Annotated in this window: 8 protein-coding genes; 3 read left to right on the forward strand and 5 right to left on the reverse strand. The window is 65.4% G+C overall.

The genetic code is table 11. The annotated features are described in order from the left end of the window. Window positions 1-64 precede the first annotated feature (64 nt). Window positions 65-796 (forward strand): methyl-accepting chemotaxis protein, encoded by a 732-nt coding sequence (locus AC1RL5_RS19355; protein WP_370059465.1) that lies wholly within the window; start codon window positions 65-67, stop codon window positions 794-796. Between the two features lie 156 nt (window positions 797-952). Here AC1RL5_RS19355 and AC1RL5_RS19360 read toward each other — a convergent pair whose 3' ends face one another. Both AC1RL5_RS19360 and putA read right to left on the reverse strand, forming a co-directional pair. Then, entirely contained in the window at window positions 953-2,755 is a 1,803-nt protein-coding gene (locus tag AC1RL5_RS19360) for an acyl-CoA dehydrogenase (protein ID WP_103407682.1), read from the reverse strand. A 276-nt stretch (window positions 2,756-3,031) separates the two neighbouring features. Then, window positions 3,032-6,985 (reverse strand): trifunctional transcriptional regulator/proline dehydrogenase/L-glutamate gamma-semialdehyde dehydrogenase, encoded by a 3,954-nt coding sequence (gene putA / locus AC1RL5_RS19365; protein ID WP_492589527.1) that lies wholly within the window; start codon window positions 6,983-6,985, stop codon window positions 3,032-3,034. 81 nt (window positions 6,986-7,066) lie between these two features. Between putA and AC1RL5_RS19370 the strand changes: the two genes are divergently transcribed. Both AC1RL5_RS19370 and putP read left to right on the forward strand, forming a co-directional pair. Then, complete coding sequence (locus AC1RL5_RS19370; RefSeq protein ID WP_143061824.1) at window positions 7,067-7,324, forward strand: hypothetical protein; 258 nt, start codon at window positions 7,067-7,069, stop codon at window positions 7,322-7,324. A gap of 124 nt (window positions 7,325-7,448) precedes the next feature. Continuing rightward, the gene (gene putP, locus AC1RL5_RS19375; protein WP_011058869.1) at window positions 7,449-8,933 is read left to right on the forward strand and encodes a sodium/proline symporter PutP; all 1,485 of its coding nucleotides are present in this window, start codon (window positions 7,449-7,451) and stop codon (window positions 8,931-8,933) included. Between the two features lie 185 nt (window positions 8,934-9,118). Here putP and AC1RL5_RS19380 read toward each other — a convergent pair whose 3' ends face one another. The 3 genes from AC1RL5_RS19380 to AC1RL5_RS19390 all read right to left on the reverse strand — a co-directional run bounded on the left by AC1RL5_RS19380 (window position 9,119) and on the right by AC1RL5_RS19390 (window position 12,667). Further along, window positions 9,119-9,613 carry a DUF2165 family protein gene (locus AC1RL5_RS19380; protein ID WP_103407684.1) on the reverse strand — a complete coding sequence of 165 codons (495 nt, stop codon included), beginning with the start codon at window positions 9,611-9,613 and terminating at the stop codon, window positions 9,119-9,121. 108 nt (window positions 9,614-9,721) lie between these two features. Next, on the reverse strand, window positions 9,722-10,993 hold the full coding sequence (locus AC1RL5_RS19385; protein ID WP_103407685.1) for an O-acetylhomoserine aminocarboxypropyltransferase/cysteine synthase family protein: 1,272 nt from the start codon (window positions 10,991-10,993) through the stop codon (window positions 9,722-9,724). A gap of 249 nt (window positions 10,994-11,242) precedes the next feature. Continuing rightward, on the reverse strand, window positions 11,243-12,667 hold the full coding sequence (locus AC1RL5_RS19390; RefSeq protein ID WP_011058872.1) for a glycerol kinase: 1,425 nt from the start codon (window positions 12,665-12,667) through the stop codon (window positions 11,243-11,245). Window positions 12,668-12,669: the final 2 nt, after the last annotated feature.

Consider the following 12,669-nt stretch of genomic DNA (forward strand, 5'->3'; position numbering starts at 1 on the left):
GCAGGTGGCGGCGGTGGTGGAGAACACTGCCGAGCGCTCGGGGCGGCAGCAGGAAATGACCGACATGGTGGCCACGGCCGTGCACCAGATGGGGCTGACCGTCCAGGACATCGCACGCAACGCCGGGCAGGCGGCCGATGCGTCCCAGGCGGCCCGGGATGAGGCCCAGCTGGCCCAGGGGGTAGTGGACGGCTCGATCCGGCACATCGAAAGCATGTCCGGGGAAATTGCCCTGGCCGCCAGCGCTGTCAGTGAGCTGGCGCATCAGGTGGCCTCCATCGATCAGGTACTGGCGGTGATCCGCGGGGTCTCCGAGCAGACCAACCTGCTGGCCCTCAATGCGGCTATCGAGGCAGCCCGTGCCGGGGAAATGGGCCGTGGCTTTGCCGTGGTGGCGGACGAAGTGCGGACCCTGGCCCAGCGCACCCAGGCTTCCACCGACGAGATCCAGCAGATGATCCAGAGCCTCAAGCAGGGCGCGGAGAATGCCGTGGCCTCCATGCATGCCGGGCAGTCGGCCACCGGTACCGGGGTGCAGTCCAGCCAGCAGACCGGGGCTTCGCTGACAGCGATCACCGGGCAGGTTGAGCACATCAGCGACATGAACCAGCAAGTGGCCACCGCCACCGAGGAGCAATCGGCGGTGACCGAAGAAATCAACCGCAATGTCCAGGGCATCTCCGATCTGGCCCGGGCCACCGCGGCCGAAGTCCAGGCCTGCCGTGAAGACTGCCGGACCCTGCAGCGCCTCTCCGAGGACCTGGCCCGACAGGTGGGCGGCTTCAAGCTGCACTGACCGCCCGCCGCGGTGTGTCAGGCCGGGCGCCTTCGCCGGCAAGCCGGCTCCTACGGGGAGCAACGGTGCCTGGTGTAGGAGCTGGCTTGCCAGCGAACCATGCGCCGCGGTGTGTCAGGCCGGGCGCTTTCGTCGGCAGCCGGCTCCTGGGTGGCCTCAGAACCAGGCGTCCTGCATGCTCAGGCAGGTATCGTCCCGCGCTTCCAGCAGTGCCAGCTCGTGCTGGCAGCCTGGCACTTCCCAGGTCAGGAAGTAGCGCGCGGCCTGCAACTTGCCCAGGTAGAAATCCCGATCCGCCGCCACTGCCTGCGCCAGTCCTTCCTCGGCCCGGATGGCCTGTTCCAGCCAGCGCCAGCCGATCACCGCATGGCCGAAGGCTTTCAGATACAGCGCCGAGTTGGCCAGGGTGCTGGTGACCTTGCCGCTGGCCAGGTCACCCAGCAACCCCAGCGTCACGTTTTGCAGGCGCGTTACCAGTTGTTCCAGGGGCAGGCGCAGGGCGTCCAGTGATTGATGGGCGCGGGCCCGCTCGCCGGTCTCGGCAATCAGCCGTACCAGGCGCTTGAGCCCGGCGCCGCCGTTCTGCGCCAGCTTGCGCCCCAGCAGGTCCAGGGACTGGATGCCGTGGGTGCCTTCGTGAATCGGGTTCAGGCGGTTGTCGCGGTAGTACTGCTCCACCGGGTACTCCCGGGTATAGCCGTGGCCGCCGAGAATCTGGATCGCCAGTTCGTTGGCCTTCAGGCAGAACTCTGAAGGCCAGGACTTGACGATCGGGGTCAGCAGGTCCAGCAGTTCGTGGGCCTGCTGGCGCTCGGCCGCATCGGCCAGGGTGGTGGTGTCGTCGAACAGCCGCGCCGCGTACAGCCCCAGGTCGAAGGCGCCTTCGACGTAGGCCTTCTGGGTCAGCAGCATGCGCCGCACATCGGCGTGCTGGATGATCGCCACCGGCGCGGTGCTCGGGTCCTTGCTGTCCGGCAGGCGACCTTGCGGGCGTTCGCGGGCGTATTCCAGGGAGTACAGGTAGCCGGCGTAGCCGAGCATCACCGCACCCATGCCGACGCCGATCCGTGCCTCGTTCATCATCTGGAACATGTAGCTCAGGCCGTGATGGGGCTTGCCCACCAGATACCCCACGCACTGGCCGTTATCGCCGAAGTTCAGCGCGGTGGAGGTGGTGCCGCGCCAGCCCATCTTGTGGAACAGCCCGGCCAGCAGCACATCATTGCGCGGCCCCAGGCTGCCGTCGTCGTTGACCAGGAACTTGGGCACGATAAACAGCGAAATGCCCTTCACTCCGGGCGGCGCGTCCGGCAGCTTGGCCAGGACCATGTGCACGATGTTTTCCGACAGCGGGTGGTCGCCGCCGGAAATGAAGATCTTGTTGCCCTTGAGCCGGTAGCTGCCGTCGGCGGCCGGTTCGGCACGGGTGCGGATATCCGATAGCGACGAGCCGGCATGGGGCTCGGTCAGGGCCATGGTGCCGAAGAAGCGACCGTCGATCATCGGCTGCAGGAAGCGTTGTTTCTGTTCTTCGGTGCCGAAGCTCTCGATCAGGTTGGCGGCGCCCATGGTCAGGAACGGGTAGGAGGTCGAGGCCGCGTTGGCCGCCTGGAAGTGGGCGAAGCAGGCCTGGGACAGCAGGGTTGGCAGTTGCATGCCGCCGGCCTCGAAACTGCGGGCGGCATTCAGGAAGCCGGCTTCGAGGAACGCATCCACCGCCGGTTTCACTTCGGGGATCAGCACCGCCTGGCCGTCTTCGTAGCGTGGCTCGTGCTCATCGCCCTTGCGGTTGTGCGGGGCGAAGAACTTCTCGGCGATGCTGCGGGCGGTGCCTAGGGCGGCGTCGAAGGTTTCCCGGTTGTGCTCGGCAAACCGCTCGCGCTGGGTCAGGCCCTCGGCGTCGAGTACCTCATACAGTTCGAAGGCCAGATTGCGGGAACTGAGCAGCGTCTCGGACATGGCGGCATACCTGTGGGATTGGGGATGGGCCGAGTCTAGGCGCGTGAATGAAGGCTGGATAGCAAGATTGATGTGGGTGATAAAGATGCCAAACAGGCACAGCCCCTGTCGCCGCTGCGAAGGCTGCGATAAGTCCCGCAGGAACTTCGGCGGCAATGAAATCGCTACGGCCGTTCCGGCCGGTCGCAGCCTGCGGCAGCGGCTACAGGAAATGGCGTCGGGCAAAAAAAAGAGCGCCGCTGAGGGCGCTCTTTTCCAGGGTGCTGACTATCGGCTTCAGCCGATGGTCATCAGGCTGGCGTTGCCGCCGGCCGCAGCGGTGTTGACGCTCAAGGCGCGCTCGATCACCAGGCGCTCCAGGGCAATCGCGGTCTCGCCCTGGGACAGGCCCTGGACGCCGACGATGGCACCGGCACGCTGGGCCACCTGCTGGCAGACGCTGCGCAGCTGGTCGGAATCGCCGTGGTGCAGGACGGCGTCGAATACCACTTCGTCCTTGCTCCAGTCGGCCACGCGCTGGATGCGTGCCTGGACTTCCTTCGGCAAGCGGGCGAACAGCGCCTTGCTGATCTCGCTTTCCGGCCACACCGCCGAGCCACCGACGGCCAGCACGGCTGCCAGTTGGGTCAGCAGGTCACCCTCGACTTCCGCCAGGCACAGGACGTGCTCGCGGGGCAGGATGGCGTAGCTGTTGCGCTCGCCGGTAGGGCCGGTCAACTGCCGGGTGATGCCGCTCTGGGACTGGCCGGCGAACTGTTTGCACAGGATCGCCAGTTCCGCCAGCTTGCTGCTCTCGGCCCAGGCTTGCAGGGCGTTCAACGGCTTGCTGAGGACTTCGCGCAGGCGCAGGTCCGGGGCGTTCTCGGCGTCGCCACGGGCAAAGGACTGCTCGATGGCATCCACCGGGCGGGTCGACAGCAGGCGGTACAGGTACAGCGGGCCGCCGGCTTTCGGGCCGGTGCCCGACAGGCCTTCGCCGCCGAACGGTTGCACGCCGACCACGGCACCGACGATGTTGCGGTTGACGTAGACGTTACCGGCGTGGACGTTGTCCACCACCTTGGCGATGGTCTCGTCGATCCGGGTGTGCACGCCCAGGGTCAGGCCGTAGCCGGAAGCGTTGATCTGGGCGATCAGTTGGTCGATTTCCTTGCGCTTGTAGCGCACCACGTGCAGCACCGGACCGAAGATCTCGCGCTGCAGTTCGTCGAAGCTTTCCAGCTCGATCAGGGTCGGCATGACAAAGGTGCCGCGCTTGCATTCTTCGCCGTCGGCGATGGCCATCTGGTACACGTTGCGACCTTTGTCGCGCATGGCCTGGATGTGCTTCTCGATGCCGGCCTTGGCTTCGGCGTCGATCACCGGGCCGATGTCCACCGACAGGCGCTCAGGGTTGCCCAGGCGGTTTTCGGCCATGGCGCCCTTGAGCATTTCGATCACACGCTCGGCGGAATCTTCCTGCAGGCACAGCACGCGCAGGGCCGAGCAACGCTGGCCGGCACTGTCGAAGGCCGAGGACACCACGTCGATGACCACCTGTTCGGTCAGGGCCGAGGAGTCGACGATCATCGCGTTCTGGCCGCCGGTTTCGGCGATCAGCGGGATCGGCCGGCCCTGGTTGTCCAGGCGCCCGGCGATGTTGCGTTGCAGCAGACGCGCAACTTCAGTGGAGCCGGTGAACATCACGCCCTTGACGCGCTCGTCACCCACCAGGCGGGCACCGACGCTTTCGCCCTGGCCCGGCAGCAGTTGCAGCACGCCTTCGGGAATCCCGGCTTCGAGCAGCAGGCGCACGGCCTGGGCGGCTACCAGCGGAGTCTGTTCGGCCGGTTTGGCCAGGACCGGGTTGCCGGCAGCCAAGGCTGCGGCGACCTGGCCACTGAAGATTGCCAGCGGGAAGTTCCACGGGCTGATGCACACCACCGGGCCCAGTGGGCGGTGGGCGTCGTTGCTGAAGTCGTTGCGGGCCTGCACCGCGTAGTAGCGCAGGAAGTCCACGGCTTCACGCACTTCGGCGATGGCGTTGGCGAAGGTCTTGCCGGCTTCCCGGGCCAGCAGGCCCATCAGCGGCTGGATCTCGCCTTCCATCAGGTCGGCGGCGCGTTCCAGGATCGCAGCGCGTTCGGCCGGCGGCGTGGCCTGCCAGATCGGTGCGGCGTTGAGGGCGCACTGGATGGCGTTGTCGACGTCTTCGACCGTGGCTTCCTGGACGTGGCCCACCACATCGCGATGGTCCGAAGGGTTGAGTACCGGCGCCGGGGTTTCGCTGCTGGCGGCGCAACCGAGCATCGGTGCGGCTTTCCAGTTGTTGTGGGCGGTGGCCAGCAGTGCGCAGGACAGCGACGCCAGGCGGTGTTCGTTGGCCATGTCGATGCCGGCGGAGTTGGCCCGCTCGGCGCCATACAGGTCACGCGGCAATGGAATGCGCGGGTGCGGCAGGCCGAAGCCGCCTTCCAGGGTGGCCATCTGTTCGATCTGGGTCACCGGATCGGCCACCAGTTCCTGGATCGAGATCGACTGGTCGGCGATACGGTTGACGAACGAGGTGTTGGCGCCGTTTTCCAGCAGCCGGCGTACCAGGTAGGCCAGCAGGGTTTCGTGAGTGCCGACGGGTGCGTACACGCGGCACGGACGGTTCAGCTTGCCCTCGGCAACCTTGCCCACCACTTGCTCGTACAGCGGTTCGCCCATGCCGTGCAGGCACTGGAACTCGTACTGGCCGGGGTAATAGTTCTGACCGGCAATGTGGTAGATCGCCGACAGGGTGTGGGCGTTGTGGGTAGCAAATTGCGGGTAGATGACTTCCGGCACCGACAGCAGCTTGCGTGCGCAGGCGATGTAGGAAACGTCGGTGTACACCTTGCGGGTGTAGACCGGATAGCCTTCCAGGCCTTCGACCTGGGCGCGCTTGATCTCGCTGTCCCAGTAGGCGCCTTTCACCAGGCGGATCATCAGGCGGTGACGGCTGCGACGGGCCAGATCGATCACATAGTCGATCACGTACGGGCAGCGCTTCTGGTAGGCCTGGATCACGAAGCCGATACCGTTCCAGCCGGTCAGTTGCGGCTCGAAGCACAGGCGCTCCAGCAGGTCCAGGGACAGCTCCAGGCGGTCGGCTTCCTCGGCGTCGATGTTCAGGCCGATGTCGTACTGCTTGGCCAGCAGGGTCAGGGACAGCAGGCGCGGGTACAGCTCTTCCATCACGCGCTCGTACTGGGCGCGGCTGTAGCGCGGGTGCAGGGCCGAGAGCTTGATGGAGATGCCCGGGCCTTCATAGATGCCGCGACCGTGGGAGGCCTTGCCGATGGAGTGGATGGCCTGCTCGTAGGACGCGAGGTACTTCTGTGCGTCGTGCTCGGTCAGTGCGGCTTCGCCGAGCATGTCGTAGGAATAGCGGAAGCCCTTGGCTTCGAACTTGCTGGCGTTGGCCAGGGCTTCGGCGATGGTTTCACCGGTGACGAACTGTTCGCCCATCAAGCGCATGGCCATGTCCACGCCCTTGCGGATCATCGGCTCGCCGCTCTTGCCGATGATGCGGCTCAAGGAGGAGGTCAAGCCGGCCTCGTTGTGGGTCGACACCAGCTTGCCGGTGAGCAGCAGGCCCCAGGTGGCGGCGTTGACGAACAGCGATGGGCTGTTGCCCAGGTGCGGCTGCCAGTTGCCGGTGCTGATCTTGTCGCGGATCAGCGCGTCACGGGTGCCCTTGTCGGGGATGCGCAGCAGGGCTTCGGCCAGGCACATCAGCGCCACGCCTTCCTGGGACGACAGGGAGAACTCCTGCAGCAGGCCCTGGACGATGCCGGCACGGCCGCCGGCGCTCTTCTGGTTGCGCAGCTTCTCGGCGATCGAGGCGGCCAGTTTGTTCGCGGCTTCGGCGGTGGCGGCCGGCAAGCGCGCCTGCTCCAGCAGCATCGGCACCACTTCCGGTTCCGGGCGGCGGTAGGCGGCGGTGATCGAGGCGCGCAGCACCGACTGCGGGAGAATGCTTTCGGCGAACTCCAGGAAGCATTGGTGAGCGTGATCGGTCTGTACCTCGCCGGCATCCTCGCCGTCTTTGGCGGTGGCACTGCTCAGCTCGGTCAGGGTTGCACCACCCTCGAGTTTTTCCAGGTAATTGAAAATCGCCTGCTTGATCAGCCAGTGCGGCGTACGATCGATCGAGGCCGCGGCGGCCTTGAGGCGCTCGCGGGTAGGGTCGTCGAGTTTGACCCCGAGGGTGGTGGTAGCCATATTTTTATCCTCATGTTTGCCACGCACGTGTGGCATCAGCTGGCGGCAAGATTATCCGCGCACTGCAATAGGTGCAACCGGGTGCAACCCATTTTTAGCTGGAAAAAGAAGCAGCTTGTCAGGAATAAAATTCCTGCACGGAGTGGCTTGCCTCCTACTGGTGCCTTTACTTCTGAAAACGCCATTTTTTGCTCCAAAAAGGAGCAAAAGCGCCGTCAGCGACCAGTTTTTAGACAAGGTGCAACTGATTCGGCGCAAATTGGTTGCACCTTGTTCGTCTTGTTGCATAGGATTCGCGGCCAAGGTGCAACCGTCCTGCAGGACTGGTTCATCGGCTGATGGCTTTCCTGGGGAAACATCAGTCATAAATGCGCGGCCCGCCTGATCGTCTCCCAAGCGTCATCGTTTGGCGGCGGGTGGCAGTGGCCGCCGCACCATAAAAACAAAGCCAGGGCGTAACTCAATGAGTGCAAGCAATCCAACCTTGATCACCTTCGTGATCTACATCGCGGCAATGGTGCTGATCGGCTTCATGGCCTATCGCTCCACCAACAACCTTTCCGACTACATTCTTGGCGGCCGCAGCCTCGGCAGCGTGGTCACCGCGCTTTCCGCCGGTGCTTCCGACATGAGTGGCTGGCTGCTGATGGGCCTGCCGGGCGCCATCTACATGTCCGGTCTTTCGGAAAGCTGGATCGCCATCGGCCTGATCGTCGGTGCCTACCTCAACTGGCTGTTCGTGGCCGGCCGCCTGCGGGTGCAGACCGAACACAACGGCGACGCACTGACCCTGCCGGACTACTTCTCCAGCCGCTTTGAAGACAAGAGCGGCCTGCTGCGGATCATCTCTGCGGTGGTGATCCTGGTGTTCTTCACCATCTATTGCGCCTCCGGCATCGTCGCCGGTGCCCGCCTGTTCGAAAGCACTTTCGGCATGCCCTACGAGACAGCGCTGTGGGCCGGTGCGGCGGCAACCATTGCCTACACCTTCGTTGGTGGTTTCCTGGCAGTGAGCTGGACCGATACCGTCCAGGCCACGCTGATGATCTTCGCTCTGATCCTGACGCCGATCATCGTGCTGCTGGCGACCGGTGGCGTGGACACCACCTTCCTGGCCATCGAAGCCAAGGACCCGACCAACTTCGACATGCTCAAGAACACCACCTTCATCGGCGTGATCTCGCTGATGGGCTGGGGCCTGGGCTACTTCGGCCAGCCGCATATCCTGGCGCGCTTCATGGCCGCCGATTCGGTGAAGTCGATTGCCAAGGCCCGTCGCATCTCCATGACCTGGATGATCCTGTGCCTGGGCGGCACCGTGGCGGTGGGCTTCTTCGGTATCGCCTATTTCTCGGCGCACCCTGAGGTGGCCGGCCCTGTGACCGAAAACCCTGAGCGGGTGTTCATCGAACTGGCCAAGCTGCTGTTCAACCCATGGATCGCGGGTGTGCTGCTGTCGGCCATCCTGGCGGCAGTCATGAGTACCCTGAGCTGCCAGCTGCTGGTGTGCTCCAGTGCCCTGACTGAAGACTTCTACAAAGCCTTCTTGCGCAAGCACGCTTCCCAGTTGGAACTGGTGTGGGTCGGCCGCGCCATGGTGCTGGTGGTGGCGCTGATCGCCATTGCCATGGCCGCCAACCCGGAAAACCGCGTGCTGGGCCTGGTGAGCTATGCCTGGGCCGGGTTCGGCGCGGCCTTCGGCCCCGTGGTACTGATTTCGGTGATCTGGAAAGGCATGACCCGTGACGGCGCGCTGGCCGGCATCATCGTCGGTGCCGTCACCGTGATCCTGTGGAAGCATTTCGCTCTGCTGGGCCTGTACGAAATCATCCCGGGCTTCATCTTCGCCAGCCTGGCGATCCTGCTGGTGAGCAAGATGGGCACGCCGAGCGCCGGCATGGTCCAGCGCTTCGAAGCGGCCGAGAAGGATTTCAAGCTCAACCACTGAGTGCGCAAATCCTGCCCTGATTCCCCGGGGCGCTGAAGAACGGCCCGCTGCGTCACCGCAGCGGGCCGTTTTTTTTCGCGTCCCGTAGCCGCTGCCGCAGGCTGCTAACGAGGGGCGCTCGGAGGGACCGCAAGGCCCTGCGGGCTTTTGCGCAGCCTCGTCATGGCTCGGCAGCGGCTACAGGGTCAGTGCAGCTCGGTGTCGGGCTGGTTGAGGAATATCAGTACGCCAAGGATCGCCATGTAGAACTTGAACGCCGCGTCCTGGCCGTTCCAGGCCTTGGACTGCCACATCATGAACCACTCGCCGCCAACCACCATGAAGCCGAAGAACCAGACGCAGAAGCCCAGGCAGAAACCGGCGATGGCCCAGCGTTTGGTGCGGTTGAAGTAGCTGGCCACGCCGTGCCGGGCCAGCCACAGGCGCAGGGCGCCGAATGCCAGCAGCACGCCGGTCAGGGCTTCGCCGGCGATGATCAGCCAGTAACCGGCATTCCACAGCAGCGGCAAGGTCAGGGCGCGGTCGGTGGCGCTGTTGCCGGGGAAGACGCTGTCCATGCTCAGCACGTGCTGGACAAAGGCGAAGTTGGAACCGTAGTCGCTGATGTTGTTGTAGGCCACCAGCAGGGCGAAGGCCGCCACTGCCAGGGTCATGGTGATCTTGACGTAACGCACAATCATGTCGGGTTCCTTTGCGGGTGATTAAGGGTCCTGGAGGCTGGAGAGGGGAGTGGCGTGGGTGCCAACGCGCTAGGCAATGGCCCTGGCGCAGAACGCCAGGGCCGAGGGTCAGGCTTGTTGCAGTGCCTGGTCCAGGTCTTCGAGCAGGTCTTCGATGGCCTCGATGCCCACAGAGAGACGGATCATCTCCGGCTTGACCCCGGCCTTGGCCTGCTCTTCTTCGTTCATCTGCCTGTGGGTGGTGGACGCCGGGTGGCAAGCCAGGGACTTGGCGTCGCCGATGTTCACCAGGCGCTTGAAGATCTGCAGCGCATCGTAGAAGCGCACGCCCGCGGAATAGCCGCCCTTGAGGCCGAAGGAGAGGATCGCCGATGGCTTGCCCTGCATGTACTTGCGCGCCAGTTCATGGTGCGGGTGGTCGGGCAGGCCGGCGTAGCTGACCCAGGCCACCAGCGGGTGGGCCTTGAGAAACTGCGCCACCTTGAGGGCGTTGTCGGTGTGGCGCTCCATGCGCAGGGCCAGGGTTTCCAGGCCTTGCAGCAACAGGAAGGCGTTCATCGGCGCCAATGCTGCGCCGGTGTTGCGCAGCGGCACGGTGCGGGCCCGGGCGATAAAGGCGGCGGGGCCGAACTTCTCGGTGTAGACCACGCCGTGGTAGGCCGGCTCCGGGGTGTTGAGGCTGGCGAACTTCTGCGGGTGGTCGGCCCAGGGGAAGTTGCCGCTGTCGACGATCACCCCGCCCAGGGAGTTGCCATGGCCACCGACGTACTTGGTCACCGAGTGCACCACGATGTCGGCGCCGAACTGGATCGGCTTGCACAGGATCGGCGTGGCCACGGTGTTGTCCACCATCAGTGGCACGTTACGGGCGTGGGCGGCCTGGGCCAGGCCCTCGATATCGACGATGTTGCCCGCGGGGTTGCCGATGCTCTCGCAGTACACCAGCTTGGTCTTGTCGTCGATCAGCTCGGCAATGGCCTCGGCCGAGTCGTCCCGGGCGAAGCGTACTTCGACCCCGAAGCTTGGCAGCAGGTGGGCGAACAGGGTGTAGGTGCCACCGTACAGCTGGGGCGTGGAGACGATATTGTCCCCAGCCTGGGTCAGGGTCTGGATCGCGTAGTGGATGGCGGCACTGCCGGCGGCCACCGCCAGCCCGGCGATCCCGCCTTCCAGGGCGGCCATGCGCTGTTCCAGCACATCGTTGGTGGGGTTCATGATGCGGGTGTAGATGTTGCCGGGCACATCGAGGTTGAACAGATCAGCGCCGTGCTGGGCGTTGTCGAACTCGAAGGCGACGTTCTGGTAGATGGGCACGGCCACGGCCTTGGTGGTCGGGTCCGACTTGAATCCATGGTGCAGCGCAATCGTTGCGTCTTTCATAAATCCTCGACTAAGGGCTTGTCACCAAGCGGTAACAGACCCTGGCTAATCCATTAATGAGCACAGCCAGGCAGGTCGTGTGCCCGCGCAGCAGTCAGTGGTCCCGTGTGTCTGAGTCGCCAGCAACCGTTTGATGTGCCCGCCGCTTGGCCGCGGGCAGGCGCGTCAGTGTCCAATAGGCGCGGCGGATGGGCAAGGGCCCCGAGGTGCGGCAGGAAAGGGCCGGCCCTCCATGGCTGGCGGGCTGTTTCAGTGCGGCTGGGACCAGCCCTGGGAGCGCTTGACCGCGGCGCTGAAGGTGCAGCGCCAGGCGTCTGCCGTGGCCCGGTCGATACGCGGCCGGTAGTCGGTGCGGGTGTTGTCCAGCTCTGGCAACTCCAGCCCCAGGCCGCGGGCGGCGAGGGCGGCGCAGCCCAGGGCGGTGAGTTCATCGAAGCGCTGGGTGACGATGGTGCGTTGCAGGATATCGGCCAGGAACTGGGCGAAATACGGGCTGCGGGCCAGGCCGCCGTCAATCGACAACTGGTCGGTGACGTTGAGGTGATCGTCCATCGCCGTGATCACTTCGGCGCTTCGCAGGGCCACGCCTTCCAGTACCGCCTGGCACAGGTCCTGGCGAGTGGTGGCGGCGTTCATGCCGATCCACACCGCCCCGGCACTGCGGTCCCAGTGCGGGCAGGCAAGCCCGGACAAGGCCGGGACAAATGCCAGCTCGCGGGAAATCGCCGGTGGCTGATCGAAGGCTGCCAGTTCCGAGAAATCGCTGAACAGGCCCAGGCGCCCGGCCCATTCCACTGCGGCGCTGGCGTCGTACACGCCACCGTCCATGGCATACACCGGTTTGCCGTCGGCCTGCCAGGCGACGGTGGCCAGCAGGCCTTTCTCCGGGGCGCGAATGATCTGTTCGCCTGTGACTGTCAGGGCGAAGGCGCCGGTGCCGAAGGTGATCTTGGCGTCCCCCGGCTCCCGGCAGCCGTGACCGTACAGCGAGGCTTGCTGGTCGACCACCGAGGCGCTGATGGGGGTCTGGCCGATGCGTCCGAAGTCGCCGACCGTGGCGCGGATTTCCGGCAGGGCCTGCATGGGCACGCCGAACAGCTGGCACAACTGCGGGTCCCACTGGCCGGTGGCGAGATTCATCAGCGAGGTGCGCGAGGCGGTGGTGATGTCAGTGGCGTAGACCCCGGTCAGGCGATCGAGAAAGTAGGCATCGGTGGTGCCCAGGCGCAGGCGGCCGGCACTCAGGGCGGCCTGTGCCGCCGGCAGGTTGTCGACGATCCAGGCCAGCTTGCTGGCGGAGAAGTAGGCATCCAGGGGCAGCCCGGCCCGTTCCAGGGTCAGGGCTTCGGCGCCGCTGGCGCGCAGTTCTTCGATGCGCGCGGCGCTGCGGTTGTCCTGCCAGACGATCACCGGCGACAGCGGCGCGCCGCTGACGGCGTCCCAGGCCAGGCAGCTTTCACCCTGGTTGGCCAGGCCGATGGCGTCGACCCGGCCGGTGGCTTCCAGGCAGCGTTGCAGGTTGGCCAGCAGCTCCAGCGGGTCGTGTTCGACCCAGCCCGGGCGCGGGTGATGCTGCTGGTGGCGCAGTGCCAGTTGGATATCGGCACGGCCTTGCATGTCCACGACCAGTACGCGGGTGCTGGTGGTGCCCTGGTCAAGTGCGGCTATTCGCATGG

This window comes from Pseudomonas sp. GW822-FHT06D10, assembly GCF_058799535.1.